Genomic DNA, 15,660 nt, shown 5'->3' on the forward strand with positions numbered 1-15,660 from the left:
TGTCGTCAATCGGATCACCGGCCCGACGTGGTAAACAACAGTCATGGAGATCCTGGCGAGCCGGATGCTCCTGCGGCCCGCCGATTATGAGCGTTCGTTGCGGTTCTATCGTGACGAGCTCGGGCTGGCGATCGCCCGCGACTACGGGGCGGGCACCGTCTTCTATGCCGGCCAGTCGCTGATCGAGCTGGCCGGCCATGGCGGACCCGACGCGTGCGGCACGATGTGGCTGCAGGTGCGCGATGTCTATGCCACGGAGAAGGAACTGATCGAGCGCGGCGTGCCGGTCGCACGCGAAGCCCGCGAGGAACCATGGGGGCTACACGAGATGCACGTGACCGATCCCGACGGCGTCACGCTGATCTTCGTGCAGGTGCCCGAGACGCATCCGCTGCGCCGCGACACCAGGAACTAGCTAGCGGGCGGGAGTCGCCAGCGGCCAACCGACCGAGGCCAGCCGGGCGGCAACCTGGTTCAGCTCTTCGGGATTCGGCTCCTTCTCGATGACCTTATGGATCGCGTCACGAATCTCATTCTCGGTCACGGTGTCCGAATCGTTCCCCCGCAAGATGGATTGTGCGGCCTTGACCACCTGCTCCTCGGTGAGGCTGCGCTTCAGTAACGCCAGCAACGGAAAGTAGTCCTTCTGGGGCACGCCCTCCGGATAGCCCTGGTGCAACCAGGCGATGACACTGTCGAACACACCTTGGTTGGTCTGAGTCATGAACTCGGCCTCACTTTTTGGGCATCATCGGGAACGGATCGAACCCGAAATGGTGGACGATCGTCGCCCTGGTGATCCACAGCACCGCGGTGAGGATCACCCAGCCGACAAACACGAACAGCAGAATGCCTAGATACTTCAGCGCCGGATTCGGGGCCTGCACCGTGCCGTCGGCCGCTTGTCCTCCCGCACCGCGCGAGTACGCCACCAGGCCGCCCGCGAAGACCGCGGGCAGGCCTGCGCCGAGGATGAGACCCACGACGAGCACCTTGAAGATCGCTTCCAAATAGGACACTGGGGTTCCTTCGCTTGCGGCCCTGCGGTCAGACCGCGGCCTGGTCCTTGGTTTCGTTGACGTCCTTGGGTGCCTTGGTGGCTTCCCGGAGCTCTGCGGGAACGACGGAGTTGGTGGACTCGTCCCAGGCGGCGTTGACGTTGGTGCTGTCGACCTTCTGCTGCTGGGCACGCCACCACATGTAGAACGACAGCGCGCACAGGATGACGAAGATCAGGCCGTCGCCCGCGAGATCAGAGCCAGTGAGCGACCCGACGCCGTGCGACAGCCAAAAGGCAAGTGCGCCAACAAGTGCCGCGGCAGGGAGGGTGATCAACCAGGCGACCGCCATGCGCCCGGCAACCGCCCAGCGCACTTCGGCGCCCGGCTTACCGACGCCGCTGCCGAGGATCGAGCCCGTCGCCACATGGGTGGTCGACAACGCCATGCCTGCGGCGCTGGAGCTGAGAATGATTGCAGCCGATGATGCTTCGGCGGCCAGGCCCTGCGGCGACTCGATCTCCACGAGACCCTTGCCGAGGGTGCGGATGACTCGCCAGCCACCGATGTAGGTGCCGAGACCGATCGCGAGCGCACAGCTGACGACGATCCAGAATGGCAGGCCGTCCTTCTTGACGTCGCTGTTCAGATGACCGGTGGTGATGAGCGCCAGGGCGATCACGCCCATCGTCTTTTGGGCGTCGTTAGTGCCATGCGACAGCGCGACAAGGGAGGCCGTGGCGATCTGGCCCCAGCGGAAGCCCTCCTCGCGCCGCCTCACAGCCACCTTGCGGGTGATCCGGTACACCAGCCAGGTGCCGCAAGCGGCGACCAGGCAGGCGATCACAGGAGCGGCGACGGCGGGTATCAGCACCTTGGAGGTGATGCCGCTCCAGTTCACGCCCGCGGTTCCCAAGGCGGCCAGCCCGGCGCCGATCAGTCCGCCGAAGAGCGCGTGCGACGAACTCGATGGAATGCCGAACAGCCAGGTGAGCAGGTTCCACAGGATGCCGCCGATGAGACCGGCGAAGATGATCGTCAGCCCGGTCGACGCCGTGATCGACTGGATGAGCGCGCCCGTTTTGCTGTCCTGGACTTTGAGAACCGAGGTTGTCACGGTGACCGCGACCTCGACCGACAGGAATGCGCCGACGAGGTTGAGGATGCCGGCCAGCAGCACTGCGGTCTTGGGCTTCAGCGCGCCGGTCGCGATCGACGTCGCCATCGCGTTCCCGGTGTCGTGAAACCCGTTGGTGAAGTCGAATGCCAGTGCCGTTGCGATCAACAGCACCAGAATGATCAGCTCTGCGCTCATGATTGCCAATTCTGAAGGAATCTCAACGGTTTTGACCAGCCGCTAGGCACTCTAAGGGCCCCCTTCGACCAGGCAGTTTGCGGCTTCCGGTGAGGTGTTCATTCAGTGTTCACCCGCTGTCTCGGAGACGTTTGCTTATGGCGATAACCCCGGCCGCCCAGGAGCAGCACTTCCACTATCGTGCTTCCGTAGGATCATGGTTGGTTAGCCACGCCGTGGGGAGTCAAAACGGTGAACAAGTTCCTCGCAAAAATCGTCGCGTGGATCACCTCTGGGTATCCGGAGGGCGTCCCCGGGCCAGACCGTGTTCCGTTGTTCGCGTTGTTGAAGCCGCGGCTCACCGACGACGAAGTCAAGACCGTCGTCGCAGAATTGTTGAAGCGCGGCGAGTTCGACCATGTCGACATCGGCGTGCTGATCACCCAGTTGACCGACGAACTTCCGGCCCCGGAAGACGTCGAACGCGTGCGCGTTCACCTGGCCACCAACGGCTGGCCGCTCGACGATCCCCGCGACGCCGAGGAGACGGAATAGCCGTCCTGCGAATCGTTCCTGTGCCGGCCGGACCGTCGGCGCTGACGGTGTTGCCTGAAATCGAGGCGGCGCTGCGCGGCGTCGGATCCGCAATGTTGCCCGTGCCCGCCGACGATGAACGCAAAACCCATTTGCTCGCAACGTCATTGAGGGTCGACGAGGATATCGACGACGACGTTGTGGCGGTGATATCGACGTCGGGAACGACCGGTGTCCCGAAGGGAGCGATGCTGACCGCGGCGGCACTCGCCGCCAGCGCGAACGCGACACATCACCGCCTGGGCGGAGCGGGACGGTGGTTGCTGGCCCTGCCCGCCTACCACATCGCCGGCCTACAAGTGCTGGTGCGCAGCGTGATTGCGGGTCGCGATCCCGTCGCGCTCTCGGCTCGATTCGACCCGGCCGAGCTACCTGCGGCAATTTCGGCGATGGGTCCCGGCCGCCGATATGCGTCGCTGGTGGCCGCTCAGTTGGACACGGCGCTGGCCGACTCCGCGGCGCGCGCGGCACTCGCAGAGCTGGACGCGGTGCTGATCGGCGGTGGACCCACGCCATCGCACATCGTCGAAAGGTCCGCGGCGGCAGGGATTTTCGTGGTTAAGACGTACGGCATGAGCGAGACAGCCGGCGGGTGCGTCTACGACGGCGTACCACTGGACGGTGTCCGGGTCCGCATTGACACCGGCGGCCGGATCGCCATTGGCGGTGCAACGCTGGCGAAAGGATACCGCAATCCGCCCGCCGAGAACCCATTCGCCCAGCCGGGCTGGTTCTTGACCGACGACATTGGCGCACTTGATAGTTCGGGAACGCTACGGGTACTCGGCAGGACCGACGACGCGATCAGCACGGGCGGGCTGACCGTCTTCCCGCAGCTTGTCGAGAACGCGTTGGGTTCGCATCCGCGGGTAGCAGACTGCGCAGTCTTCGGTGTACCCGACGATCGGCTCGGCCAACGGGTGGTCGCGGCCATCGTGGCCGTCGATGGATACCCGCCGCCGACGCTGGATGAGGTGCGGACCCATGTCAAGGCAATACTGGATGCGACCGCCGCCCCACGCCAGCTCCACGTCCTCGACGAACTTCCCCGGCGCGGTATCGGAAAGCTGGATCGGCGAACGTTGATCGCGCGCTTCAGCGAGTGAGCACCTGGCGCCAGGGAATGTGAGTCCAGCATGATGAAGCGATGCGTCGTGAAGTGACCACCCTGGATGAGCTGCGCGAGATCGTCGGGCATCCGAACACGTATGTCGCCAATAAGGTGAGTGCGCGGCTCTCACCTGCCCAGCAGGACTGGCTGGCTCACTCTCCGCTGGGTTTCGTGGCGACGACGGACGCAAGTGGTCGGGTCGATGTGTCCCCGAAAGGCGATCCACCGGGCTTCGTGCACATCATCGGCGACACTACGATCGCGATCCCCGAGCGGCCCGGCAACAAGCGCGTGGATGGCTACCTCAACGTGCTCCAGCGTCCGCATGTAGGCACCTTGTTCGTCATCCCGGGCCGCGGGGACACCCTGCGGATCAACGGCGTCGCGCGCATCCTCGCCGACGCCGACTACTTCGACGCCATGATCGTCGAGGGCAAGCGGCCGATCCTCGCGCTCGAGATCGACATCGAAGAGGTTTTCTTCCACTGCCCGAAGGCATTTCTGCGGTCCGACGCGTGGAACCCGGACAGCTGGAACCCCACTGCTGTGCCCAGTGTCGCCCGGCTCGCGCAGGCCATCAAGAAGGACATGGACCTCGACGAACTGGAGCGCTACTACAGCGACGACAACCTGCGGAAGATCCTCTATTGACGCGATGAGCTGCTGATTGTTTCACGATCGCACGTTCGGGTAAGCCGCCGAATATGACGACGCAAGACACCCACTCCCGGCCGTCGCGCAGGATGACCCTGGTCAACTGGGGCTTGGCGCTGTCGACAATCATCGGCGCCGTAATCGTCGAGGGTTACGCGTTCGCACAGGTGATGGGCACCGCCGGCTGCAGCGACCGAATCTGCCCCCATGAGGGCCCTGGCGACTTCCTTTTCGGGCTGATCATGTACGGGACGCCAGTGGTCGTGGTGGCCACCATCATCATCACCATCTTCACCGCCCGGAAGCCGCGCGGATGGGTCCCGGCGGCGCTCGCGTGGGCACTACTGATTATCGCGTTCCTTATCCTCGCGGTGACATTCCGGGGCTAAGCTCCCTTTCAGGGAGCGTGACCGGTGGATTGGCTGACAGCCCCCGAATGGTGGTGGGGCAGGCTGGTTTTGGAGCGCGGCGTTGCGGCTATCTACGTCGTGGCGTTTGTGTGCGCGGCACGACAGTTCCGCGGATTGATCGGCGACCGCGGCATGCTGCCGGTGCGGGAGTATCTGACGCGCCGCTCGTTTCGCACCGCGCCCAGCCTGTTTCACCTGCACTACTCCGACACTGCCTTTGCGGCCGTCTCTTGGGTTGGCGCAGCGGTGTCGGTCGCGATGGTGGTGGGGTTGGCCGACGCGGTATCGACGTGGGTGGCGATGCTGCTGTGGCTGTTGTTGTGGTTGCTCAACCTGTCCATCGTCAACGTCGGCCAGATTTGGTACTCGTTCGGGTGGGAGTCGCTCCTGCTGGAAGCGGGACTGCTGGTGGTCTTCGTCGGCAATGACGACGTTGCGCCGCCCGTCCTCGTGATGTGGCTGATCCGCTGGCTGCTGTTCCGGGTGGAGTTCGGCGCCGGGCTGATCAAGCTGCGGGGTGACCGCTGCTGGCGCGATCTGACGTGCCTGGACTACCACCATGAGACGCAACCCATGCCGGGCCCGCTCAGCTGGTTCTTCCACCACCTGCCGCGCCCGTTGCACAGAATAGAGGTGGCGGGCAACCACCTCGCGCAACTGATCGTTCCGTTTGGGCTGTTCGCTCCGCAGCCTATCGCCAGCATCGCTGCGGCCATCATCGCGATCACTCAGTTGTGGCTCGTGCTGTCCGGAAATTTCTGCTGGCTGAATTGGCTGACCATCGTCTTGGCGGTCAGCGTCATCGACGCCTCCGTCTTCGGTATCTCGGCATCTCCGGAGGCCGCGGCCACGCAACCGCTTTGGTACGCCGTCGTCGTGATCGCGTTCACTGCGCTGATCGTGGTCCGCAGTTGGTATCCCGCCCGCAACCTGGTGTCGCGTCGACAGCGCATGAACGCCATATACGACACACTGCACATGGTTAACACGTACGGGGCGTTCGGCAGCATCAATCGCACGCGAGAAGAAGTCATTCTGGAGGGGACGTCAGCGACCGACCCCGATGACGAAACCTCCTGGGCGGAATACGATTTCAAGGGCAAGCCCGGCGACGTCCGCCGGATGCCGCGGCAGTGGAGCCCGTATCACCTACGACTCGACTGGTTGATGTGGTTTCTCGCCATATCGCCGTCGTACGCGCAGACTTGGCTGATTGCGTTGTGCCGCGGCCTGCTGACCAACAACGACGCGATCATCCGGCTGCTGCGGACCAACCCGTTTCCCGATGCGCCGCCAACCTATGTGCGTGCGACGCTGTACCGCTATCGGTTCAGCACTCCGCATGAGCTCAGATCGCAACACGTCTGGTGGCACCGCGAGCGCATCGGCGAATACCTCGCGCCGATCGCTCTCGAGGAGGCGGCATATCTGAGCCGTCGGTTCGGAGCGGGATAAGTGGTCGCAGAAGGTGTCGTTGCCCCTACCCTGACGGGGTGTCCGGGCTGAAGATAGCGCGACGAGATGCGATAGCGGTTTTGCTCGCCGTCATCCTGGTAGTGGCGGCGTTCGTCATCCCCCACCTGCATCTCGACGTCGTGACACCGCTGATCAACGCGACGCCCCAACGAATACACGACTTCGCGGACGCCGCGCCGATCTTCGGCTGGTGGAAAACACGGGTGGGCTGGGGCACGCCGGCAGCCGTCCTCATCGGAATCGCGGCGGTGTGGTGGGGCCCGCCGCTCGCGCAGCGGCTGCCGTGGCGTGCGCTGACGTTGGCGACGTGGGCGACGTCTTGCCTGTGGGCGTTCTCGCTGGCCATGATCGACGGCTGGCAGCGCGGTTTCGCCGGCCGCCTCACTGCGCGCCACGAGTATCTGCGGCAGGTGCCGACCATCGACGACATTGCGCAGGCGCTCAGCAGCTTCTCTCGCAGGATCCTGGACTATCAACCCGATTCGTGGACTACCCATGTGTCCGGGCACCCGCCGGGGGCGCTGCTGACATTCGTCTGGCTCGACCGTATCGGGCTGAGCGGTGGCGCGTGGGCGGGACTGCTGTGCCTACTGGTCGGGTCGAGCGCGGCCGCCGCCATCATCGTCGCGGTGCGCGCCGTCGCCGACGAACCGACCGCTCGACTGGCCGCGCCCTTCGTCGCGGTCGCGCCCACCGCCATCTGGGTCGCCGTGTCGGCCGACGGGTACTTCGCCGGGGTGGCCGCCTGGGGCATTGCCCTGCTTGCGCTGGCCGTGAAGCAGCGGGTGCGGGTGCCGCTGCTGGTCGCGGGCGGCTCGGGGCTGTTATTAGGATGGGCGCTCTTCCTCAACTACGGGCTTGCGCTGATCGGGTTCCTGGCCCTGGCGGTCTTGATCACAGCGGTCGACTGGCAGACCGCGCTGCGCACGTTGGTGCCCGCCGCGGTGATGGCCGGCTTCGTCGTCGGAGCGTTCTTCGCGTTCGGATTTTGGTGGCTTGACGGCTATCAGCTTGTGCAGGAGCGCTATTGGCAGGGCATCGCGCACGATCGACCGTTTCAATACTGGTCGTGGGCGAACTTCGCTTCGGTCGTCTGCGCGATCGGGCTGGGCAGCGTCGCGGGGATCGGCCGGGCGTTCGAAATCACCGCCATCCGCAGAGCACCCGGCATTCACCTGCTGGTGCTGAGCGCGTTGCTGGCGATCATCTGCGCCGACCTGAGCATGCTGAGCAAGGCGGAAACCGAACGCATCTGGCTGCCGTTCACAATGTGGCTGACGGCGGCGCCGGCATTGTTGCCGCCGCAGTCGCACCGCTTCTGGTTGGGGCTCAACGTCCTTGGTGCCATCGTACTGAACAGCGTCATCTTGACGAACTGGTGAGCATGCAGACTTCTTTCTGAGCGGTGACATTGCGCCGTTGACGGCATGAAGCACCATCTACGGCGGCATAATCGGGTCATGGCGGACTTGCGCCTGGCCGCGCGCATCCAGCGCTGGCGTAGCCCGTTGCGCGGCCTCTGGCTGACGTCGGTGTTGGGCTCGGTGTTGCTGACGACGTTGCCGATCGTGATCCTCACCGGCCTGCTGTCCTATATCGCCTACGGGCCGCGGTTCGGCCAGGCCATCCCCGCCGATGTCGGATGGCTGAAACTGCCGACCTTCGATTGGCCGACCGAACCCGCATGGATCTACCGGCTCAACCAAGGACTGCACGTCGGTGTCGGGCTGGTCCTGATTCCCGTCGTGCTGGCCAAGCTGTGGTCGGTCATCCCAAGATTGTTCGAGTGGCCACCGGCACGGTCGGTCGCACAAGCGCTGGAACGGCTTTCGCTCGTCATGCTGGTCGGTGGCATTCTGTTCGAAATCATCACCGGCGTACTGAACATCCAGTACGACTATATCTTCGGGTTCAGCTTTTACACCGCGCACTACTTCGGCGCTTGGGTGTTCATCGCCGGCTTTTTCGTCCACATCACCATCAAGATTCCGCGGATGTGGTCAGGGTTGCGGTCCATGCGGATGCGGGATGTATTGCGCACGAACCGATCCGAGACCATCCCGGAACCGTACGAGCCCGACGGCCTGGTTGCCGAAAACCCGACGGCCCCGACGATGAGCCGCCGCGGCGCACTTGCACTGATTGGCGGCGGCGCGCTGCTCATCGCAGTCATCACCGCTGGCCAGACCCTCGGCGGCGCCACTCGTAAAGCAGCGCTGCTGCTGCCCCGCGGCCGCACGCGCGGCGACGGTCCAGCCGGCTTTCAGGTGAACCGTACGGCACGGGCGGCCGGTATCACACCGGAGGCTACTGGCGATCGGTGGCGTCTCACGTTGACCGGCGGGACGTCGCCGGTGGCACTCGACCGGAAAGCATTGAGCGCCATGCCACAGCACACCGCGCGCCTTCCGATCGCGTGTGTCGAGGGCTGGTCGACGACCGAGACGTGGACCGGAGTGCCGTTGCGCGATCTCGCCCGGCTGGCCGGCGTGTCCCTCCCTGCGTCGGCCTTCGTGCGTTCAGTCGAACGACGCGGCGGGTTCAATCGCGCCACCCTGCAGGCGAACCAGATCAGCCACCCGGATGCCCTTCTGGCGCTTCGTGTCAACGATGCGGACCTCTCCCCCGATCACGGCTATCCGGCGCGGATCATCGTCCCCGGCCTGCCGGGCGTACACAACACGAAATGGGTGTCGTCAATCGATTTCAGGGCGAGCTGACGTGCGTCGCGTCTGGCAGCGATTCCGCGCGGTCTACGGCTCGAGCCCTCTGCACCTGCTGACGCTCATCGCGGGCTTCGCGTTGGCCGGGTACGTGCTGACCACTGTCAGACCGGTCACATTGTGGAACCCCCACACGTGGTGGCAGTCGATCGTGGTTTGGTTCGCGGCCGCAATCATCGCCCATGACCTCGTGCTGTTCCCCGTCTACGCACTGACCGACCGGATCCTGATGGCGGGCAGCCGGATTCCACTGACTAGACGTGGGCCGTCGGTGCCGGTTCTGAACTATGTGCGGGTGCCCGCTTTGGGGGCCGGACTCACGCTGCTGGTGTTCCTACCGGGGATCATCCGGCAGGGCGCGCCCACCTACCTTGCCGCCACCGGGCAGACGCAGGAGCCGTTCCTTGGCCGCTGGTTAGTGTTGACGGCAGCGATGTTCGCGGCCAGCGCGGTGTGCTACGCCATGCGGTTGCTGACGGCTACGCGTGGAGCGCCTAAGCCGCGAGAGTAGCGAATACGCGCCTACCGATGCGGTGGATGTCGGTCAACATGAAGCCCGCTTCCTCGGCGAGCGTGGCGGCGTGATCGATGCCGACTGCCGCCCAGCGGAACCACGGCCCCACGGTGCCAACCGACTCGAGTCGAACCATTCCGGATTGCACACCCTTTGTCGCGGTGTCGAATTCGACGATACAGCGGCCACCGGGACGCAGCAGCTCGGCCGCTCGGCGCAGCACGCGGCCGGGGTCGCCGCCCAGCCCGACGTTGCCGTCGGCCAGCAGGGCGGTGTGCCAACGTCCGGTCGCCGGAAGGGCGTCGAATAGGTCTCGCCGAAGAGCGGGGGCTCCGTTGCGATGAGCCAGCGCCACGGCGGTCGGCGACTGGTCGACGCCCAGGGCCGGTATGCCGCGACGAATGAGAGCGGCCACCAATCGCCCTGGACCGCAACCCAAGTCGATTGTCGGGCCTTCGCAGAGGTCGACGACCGCTTTGTCAAAGCCGTGATCGGCGTGCCGCCCGCCCAACCATGTTCGCACCGGCAGTTGACGGACCGCGCCGTCGTCGTAGCGGATCCAGCAATCCTCACCGTCGAGAGCGCGCTCGTACAGATGGCCCATCATGTCAGATCCGTCCTTGTCTGGTCGCGCGGACGAAGCTGCTGTGCGGCGCACAATCCGGCCGTACCAGTTCCACGTCGTCGGCGGTATCGACGTCGGACAGTTCGTCCACCAATGTCACCGCTAATCCGTTGCGCTGCAGCGCCTCTAGCGTCGTGGGGCCGGTGTACGAGCGTGAGGTCGGGATGGTGTGCAGGCAGTCGGCCATCGCCGGATCGGTCACCCCGAGCACCCACCAGCCGCCGTCTCGAGCGAGGCCGAACACGACGTCTGTCGACAGCAGCGACTGTGCACACTCGGTCAGTAGCTCGGCGGTTACCTGAGGGGTATCCGATGCGATCAATAGCACGGGGCGACGCCCGGCGATCGTCGCGGCGTCGACGATGGCGTTGGCCAGGCGGGCAGAGAAGTCGTCGCCGCGCTGTTCTATGACACGTAAAGCGGTTAGCCGCGAACGGATTTCAGCGCTGCGGCTGGCATGGTCAAGGTCGCCGGTGAGCGCCACCACGCGCTCTTGCACCGGGGTCGCCTTCACGGCGTCGAGCGTGTCCAGGAGCATTGCCGCAGCGATGTCGGCGGCAGCCTGGTCACCGACCGCGGCGGCCAGTCGCGTCTTCGCGAAACCCGGGACGGGTGCTTTGGCGATGACGACCATCGTCACTGGTATCACGAGATCGCCCGCCAGAAGTCCAGTCCCGCGTGGATACTCCCGCGAAGCGAGCCGCTGACCTTCGACTTGCCGCCGGTGCGCGGACCGTAGGGGACGTCGCGCTCGACGACCTTCCAACCGGCCTGTGCCGCGCGAACCATGAGTTCGACCGGGTAGCCGGTACGGCGGTCGGTGATGCCGAGCGCAAGCAAGGGTTCGCGTCGGGCGACGCGCATAGGCGCGATGTCGTGCACCGGCAGCCCGTAGCGGGTGCGCAGCCGCCAGCACACGAGCGCCGTGCCGAGCCGCGCATGCCACGGCCAGTGCAGCCCTGGCACCGGGCGCCGGCGACCGATGGCCATGTCGGCGCCGCGGTCGAGTTCGTCGACCAGGACGGGCAGTTGCGCGGGATCGAGCGACCCGTCGGCGTCGACGACCGCGACGATGGGAGTAGTCGCTGCCTCGATCCCGGCATGCACGGCTGACCCGTAGCCGGGTCGGTGTTCGGTGACGACGTCGGCTCCGTGCCGGCGCGCTACATCGGCGGTGCCGTCAGTGCTGTTGTTGTCGACCACCAGCGCCCTGTACCCGGATGGCACGGCGGTAAGCACGCCCGGCAGTGAGGTGGCTTCGTTGAGGCAGGGCAGCACCACCGTGACAGCGTCGGCCATAGCTGTCGACGCTAGGCCAGCTGCTGCTCGGACACCACAGAACTACTCCTCGTCGTCCGGTGGTAGTAGGTAGTTCTCGGGGTGGTGGTAGTTGTTGATGCGGTGTTGGCCGGTGTCGAGGTGGGGTGGGGGGATCCATTCGACTTTGCCGTCGTGGCGTATTCGTGTTGTCCAGCCGCCTTTTTCGACCAGCAGGTTGTGGGGTTTGCAGGCCAGCACCTCTTCGTCGACGTTGGTGTTGCCGCCGCGTGCCCAGGGCTTCTTGCCGTGGTGGGCCTGGCAGCGGTAACCCGGTGCGGTGCAGCCGGGGAAGGTGCAGCCGCGGTCGCGGGAATGCAGCACGATGCGTTGGCCGGGTGAGGCGCAGCGCCTTGTGCGGCCGAGGTAAAGCGGGATGCGGGTGTAGTCGTCGAAGATGACCAGGTAGTGGTAGGCGTGGCTGGCCATCCGGATGAGATCAGACATCGGCAGCACGCTGCCCCCGCCGGTGACAGCGTGCCCGGCACCGGCTTCGAGCTCTTTCAATGTGGTGGACACGATCACCGACACCGGTAACCCGTTGTGCTGGCCCAGCTGCCCCGAAGCCAGCAGCGAGCGGGCCATCGCCTTGAACGCGTCATGGTTGCGTTGGCGCTGGGAGCGGGCATCTCGGTGTTTGGCCGCGTCGGTGGGTGGCTCATCGACGGCGGGTTGATTGTCGTCGGGGTTACACATGCCGGGTGCGGCCAGTTTGGCTTGTACGGCTTCCCAGTAGGTGCGCGCTTCGGCGTCGAAACGTCCCCGGACCTCGCTCATGCCGTCGGGGCCCGGTTCGCTGACGGTGAAGTAGGCCTTGCGCGCCCGGTCGGCGTCGGTCGGGGCGGGGCCGTCCTGATCGAGGAGGTGGGCCAGCCGGGCGGCGGCCTTGTCGAGTTGGGCGGGTCCCAGCCCGGCAGCGAGCGTGGCCAACTGGATCTCGGCCTGTTCGCGGGTCGCGTAGTCCACGGCGTTGGGCAGCTTGTGGAAGAACGTGCGGATGGTGTTGATGTGGTCGGCGCCGATGGTGCCCTGCGCTTGGCTCGCCGCGGTGGCGGGCAGCCGCGGCGGCAGCGGTTCACCCGACAGGGCGGTACGCGGACCCAGGTCGTCGGCTTCGGCGATGCGGCGTTTGGCCTCGGCCCGGCTGATCCGCAACGCTGTGGCCAAGGCGTCGACCAGGCAGGTGGCGCCCAACACGTTAGAGGCGCCTTCGGCGGCCAGCTGGTTGATCAACGGGTGCTGGGCAGAAGGCGTCCGGCGGCGATGGCTCTCGAGGCGCACCAGCAGGTTCTTCTTCTCCGTCACCGTCAGCGCGTCGTAGGACAGCGCGGCCACCGCCGCCAGGGCGGCGTCGAGGGTGGCATACGCCGCCTCGATGTCCTCGCGGGTCGAACCCATATATCGAACACTAGTTCGATCTACCGACAAACCCGACTGCGAATGTGACTACCGAAACCAAAGTGACAGAAGAGATTTGAAGAGTTCGAGCGGCCCTGGGCAAGCGGTCTTGTACTAGAGTAATCATTCTATTATCGTCGTTAACCTAATCCTAATGGAGGAGCCGAATGATGGCCGCTGTCGATTCCCGCAAGGCGCTGCGCAAGTTCAAATTCGAGCGGCAGGTCGGCCGCACGATCGTCAACCCGTTGGTCGCCGCACTCGACAGAATCGGTATCCGCGCGGCATCAGTGGTCGAGTTGGAGACCACGGGTGCCAAGACCGGTCAGCCGCGCCGAGTGCCGCTGACGGGCCGGGCCGACGACACCGGCGTCTGGGTGATCTCTCAGCACGGCAAGCGTGCCGGGTGGGCGCACAACATTGCCGCCAACCCGAAGGTGCGGGTCCGCGTCAACAATCAATGGCGCAGCGGCACAGCGGCATTCGCCCCTGATGATGACGTGGTCGCCAGGGCCCGAAGTTTCGGCGGCCGGAGCAAACTCAGTCAGTCAGCCACCGCCATCGGCATGCGCGCCCTGCAGAGCGATCCCATCTCGGTGCGCATCACATTCGATTGAGGTCAGTCCGGAAGCGAGTTGCTCAGCCGCTCGGTCGCGGCCAGATAGTCCTCGATGAATTCACGGACGACTTCACGGGCAGGTTTGACTTTGTTCATCAGACCGACGCCCTGGCCGACGAAGTAGGTCGCCAACGCCTGTGCGCCCGGATGGCCCTGTGCGGCAAGGATATCGACGCGGCGAACCACCGGCTCGCTGAGCATCGACTGCAGCGGCAGCGGTAGCGTCTTGTGCCCACCGGGAGTCGGCTGCCATGCGTTCGTCCAATCGGAAACGAGCTGCCGGGCAGGCTTTCCAGTGCGTCCCGTGGAGCGGATGGTGTCACGTGATGTGGCCGCCAAGAACTTCTGCACGGTGTGCGGCGCGGTTTCGGCTTCTTCGGTGGTGAGCCACACCGATCCGGTCCAGGCGCCGTCGGCGCCCATGGCAACGGCTGCGGCCATTTGGCGTCCGGTGACGATGCCGCCGGCAGCCAGCACAGGAACTGCCGCATCGATGGCTTCGATCACTTCGGGAACCAGCACCATCGTCGTCACCTCGCCGCAATGGCCACCAGCCTCAGTGCCTTGCGCCACAATAAGATCCACACCGGCCGCGACCTGTTTGACCGCGTGCTCCTTAGCTCCGACCAAAGCCGCGACGGGGATGCCGCGTTCCTTGCCGGCGTCGATCATGTAGTCCGGCGGTACGCCCAGGGCGTTGGCGATCAACTTGATGGGGTGGCTCATCGCCACCTCGAGCAGTTCGCGGCCGGTGTTGCCCGACAACGACGCTCCGCCGGTGAACGGTTTGGGATCCAACTCGATGTCGTGTGCGGCCAGCAGGTCGGCGATGAAGGTCCGGTAGTCGTCAGGAATGCGGCCGGCGAGGTCCGCCGACGAGAGCTTCTCGCCCTTGCCTTCGTAAGTGGCGGGCACGATCAGGTCGAGGCCGTAGGACTTGTCGCCCACTTGCTCGTCGATCCACGACAATTCCTGGTCGAGTTGTTCGGGCGTGAACGCAGTCCCACCGAGCACCCCGAATCCACCGGCGTTGGTGACGGCTGCGACCACGTCGCGGCAATGGCTGAAGGCGAAGAGGGGGAAGTCGATGCCGAACTGGTCACAAATCGCGGGCTTCACCTGTCCAGTATCGCTACCGCACGCCCACCTCTGACAGGAAGTCGCCGACTTCGGCGAGCATGCCTGGGCCGTCGACCAACTCCGGATCGTTGTGGCCGGTTCCAGGCACCAATAGGTAGCGCTTCGGGTCGGGCGCCACGCCGTAGAGCTTTCGGCTCAATGACTCGGGCACGACGTCATCGCGATCGCCGGCGATCACCATGACGGGTGCGGTCACCCACCCGATCCGATCGATGGACGCGAAGCGGTCGATGAGCAGCCACCCGACCGGCAGCCACGGGTAATGCACCTTGCCGACGTCGGCCAGCGAGGTGAACGGCGAACGGAGGATCAGTGCGGCCGGGGGGCGCTCCTGAGACAGGCCGATGGCGACGGCAGCGCCGAGCGATTCGCCGAAGTAGACGATGCGGCGGGGGTCGACCTCGGACTGTTTCGCGAGCCAGGCCTGCGCGGCCTTCGCGTCGAGCGCCAGCCCTTCCTCCGACGGGGCGCCGGGGTTGCCGCCGTAGCCGCGGTAATCGAACAACAGGACCGACAGGCCGAGCCGGGCCAGGCCGCTGGCGAGCATCGCCCGCCCTGACCGGTCTCCGCCGTTGCCGTTGAACACGACGACGGCGGGCCCTGGCACGGCTTCGGCGGTCGGCAAATACCAAGCGCCCAAGCGCTTTCCATCCTCGGTGTCGAGCACGATGTCTCGAGCGCCAGGCAGGACGCTCGCCGCCGAAGGCACCGGGCCGGGCGACGGAAAGTAGATCAGCCGTCGCTGCTGCGTCCGGATCGCGACGATCAGTGCGGAAGCCACCAGCGT

19 protein-coding genes are annotated in these 15,660 nt (G+C 65.5%); 10 read left to right on the top strand and 9 right to left on the bottom strand.

Features of this window, described 5'->3' with window-relative positions:
• Positions 1–43: 43 nt before the first annotated feature.
• Positions 44–415 (top strand): VOC family protein, encoded by a 372-nt coding sequence (locus A5651_RS14260; RefSeq protein ID WP_066981627.1) that lies wholly within the window; start codon positions 44–46, stop codon positions 413–415.
• Here the strand turns inward: A5651_RS14260 and A5651_RS14265 are convergent, their stop codons facing one another.
• The 3 genes from A5651_RS14265 to A5651_RS14275 are packed head-to-tail and all read right to left on the bottom strand — an operon-like array spanning position 416 to position 2,313.
• Complete coding sequence (locus tag A5651_RS14265) at positions 416–724, bottom strand: DUF3349 domain-containing protein (RefSeq protein WP_066981630.1); 309 nt, start codon at positions 722–724, stop codon at positions 416–418.
• A 10-nt stretch (positions 725–734) separates the two neighbouring features.
• A complete protein-coding gene (locus tag A5651_RS14270; protein WP_066981633.1) occupies positions 735–1,019 on the bottom strand; it encodes a hypothetical protein in 285 nt (94 codons plus the stop codon).
• A 28-nt stretch (positions 1,020–1,047) separates the two neighbouring features.
• A complete protein-coding gene (locus A5651_RS14275) occupies positions 1,048–2,313 on the bottom strand; it encodes an inorganic phosphate transporter (RefSeq protein ID WP_066981636.1) in 1,266 nt (421 codons plus the stop codon).
• A gap of 231 nt (positions 2,314–2,544) precedes the next feature.
• Between A5651_RS14275 and A5651_RS25410 the strand changes: the two genes are divergently transcribed.
• From A5651_RS25410 to A5651_RS14315, 8 genes are all read left to right on the top strand, one after another.
• Positions 2,545–2,847 (top strand): DUF3349 domain-containing protein, encoded by a 303-nt coding sequence (locus A5651_RS25410; RefSeq protein WP_066981639.1) that lies wholly within the window; start codon positions 2,545–2,547, stop codon positions 2,845–2,847.
• A gap of 20 nt (positions 2,848–2,867) precedes the next feature.
• On the top strand, positions 2,868–3,992 hold the full coding sequence (menE, locus tag A5651_RS14285) for an o-succinylbenzoate--CoA ligase (RefSeq protein WP_156662911.1): 1,125 nt from the start codon (positions 2,868–2,870) through the stop codon (positions 3,990–3,992).
• 41 nt (positions 3,993–4,033) lie between these two features.
• The gene (locus A5651_RS14290) at positions 4,034–4,648 is read left to right on the top strand and encodes an MSMEG_1061 family FMN-dependent PPOX-type flavoprotein (protein WP_066981642.1); all 615 of its coding nucleotides are present in this window, start codon (positions 4,034–4,036) and stop codon (positions 4,646–4,648) included.
• A 53-nt stretch (positions 4,649–4,701) separates the two neighbouring features.
• Positions 4,702–5,040, top strand: coding sequence for a hypothetical protein (locus A5651_RS14295; RefSeq protein ID WP_066981645.1), 339 nt, complete (start codon positions 4,702–4,704; stop codon positions 5,038–5,040).
• A 24-nt stretch (positions 5,041–5,064) separates the two neighbouring features.
• The gene (locus tag A5651_RS14300) at positions 5,065–6,516 is read left to right on the top strand and encodes a lipase maturation factor family protein (protein WP_066981648.1); all 1,452 of its coding nucleotides are present in this window, start codon (positions 5,065–5,067) and stop codon (positions 6,514–6,516) included.
• A gap of 47 nt (positions 6,517–6,563) precedes the next feature.
• Positions 6,564–7,919, top strand: coding sequence for a hypothetical protein (locus A5651_RS14305; protein WP_066981739.1), 1,356 nt, complete (start codon positions 6,564–6,566; stop codon positions 7,917–7,919).
• 78 nt (positions 7,920–7,997) lie between these two features.
• Positions 7,998–9,257 (top strand): molybdopterin-dependent oxidoreductase, encoded by a 1,260-nt coding sequence (locus A5651_RS14310; RefSeq protein WP_066981651.1) that lies wholly within the window; start codon positions 7,998–8,000, stop codon positions 9,255–9,257.
• Between the two features lies 1 nt (position 9,258).
• Positions 9,259–9,771, top strand: coding sequence for a hypothetical protein (locus A5651_RS14315; RefSeq protein ID WP_066981654.1), 513 nt, complete (start codon positions 9,259–9,261; stop codon positions 9,769–9,771).
• Here the strand turns inward: A5651_RS14315 and A5651_RS14320 are convergent.
• From A5651_RS14320 to A5651_RS14335, 4 genes are read right to left on the bottom strand one after another with little or no spacing between them, the layout of a single operon-like run.
• Positions 9,755–10,381 (bottom strand): class I SAM-dependent methyltransferase, encoded by a 627-nt coding sequence (locus A5651_RS14320; RefSeq protein ID WP_066981657.1) that lies wholly within the window; start codon positions 10,379–10,381, stop codon positions 9,755–9,757. The two genes, A5651_RS14315 and A5651_RS14320, sit on opposite strands and share 17 nt — an antisense overlap.
• Before the next feature lies 1 nt (position 10,382).
• Positions 10,383–11,048: a DUF2064 domain-containing protein gene (locus A5651_RS14325; RefSeq protein ID WP_231988687.1), complete on the bottom strand. Its 666-nt coding sequence runs from the start codon at positions 11,046–11,048 to the stop codon at positions 10,383–10,385.
• Positions 11,045–11,698, bottom strand: coding sequence for a glycosyltransferase family 2 protein (locus A5651_RS14330; RefSeq protein ID WP_066981664.1), 654 nt, complete (start codon positions 11,696–11,698; stop codon positions 11,045–11,047). The genes A5651_RS14325 and A5651_RS14330 overlap by 4 nt, the downstream gene beginning before the upstream one ends.
• A gap of 42 nt (positions 11,699–11,740) precedes the next feature.
• Positions 11,741–13,114 (bottom strand): HNH endonuclease signature motif containing protein, encoded by a 1,374-nt coding sequence (locus A5651_RS14335; RefSeq protein WP_066981669.1) that lies wholly within the window; start codon positions 13,112–13,114, stop codon positions 11,741–11,743.
• 170 nt (positions 13,115–13,284) lie between these two features.
• Between A5651_RS14335 and A5651_RS14340 the strand changes: the two genes are divergently transcribed.
• Positions 13,285–13,731 carry a nitroreductase/quinone reductase family protein gene (locus tag A5651_RS14340; protein WP_066981742.1) on the top strand — a complete coding sequence of 149 codons (447 nt, stop codon included), beginning with the start codon at positions 13,285–13,287 and terminating at the stop codon, positions 13,729–13,731.
• Between the two features lie 2 nt (positions 13,732–13,733).
• Here the strand turns inward: A5651_RS14340 and A5651_RS14345 are convergent, their stop codons facing one another.
• Positions 13,734–14,852 carry a nitronate monooxygenase family protein gene (locus tag A5651_RS14345; RefSeq protein ID WP_066981673.1) on the bottom strand — a complete coding sequence of 373 codons (1,119 nt, stop codon included), beginning with the start codon at positions 14,850–14,852 and terminating at the stop codon, positions 13,734–13,736.
• A gap of 13 nt (positions 14,853–14,865) precedes the next feature.
• A complete protein-coding gene (locus tag A5651_RS14350; RefSeq protein ID WP_082943771.1) occupies positions 14,866–15,654 on the bottom strand; it encodes an alpha/beta hydrolase in 789 nt (262 codons plus the stop codon).
• Positions 15,655–15,660 lie beyond the last annotated feature (6 nt).

Origin of the sequence: Mycobacterium sp. 1274761.0, from assembly GCF_001668615.1 — a bacterium.
GTDB lineage: Bacteria > Actinomycetota > Actinomycetes > Mycobacteriales > Mycobacteriaceae > Mycobacterium.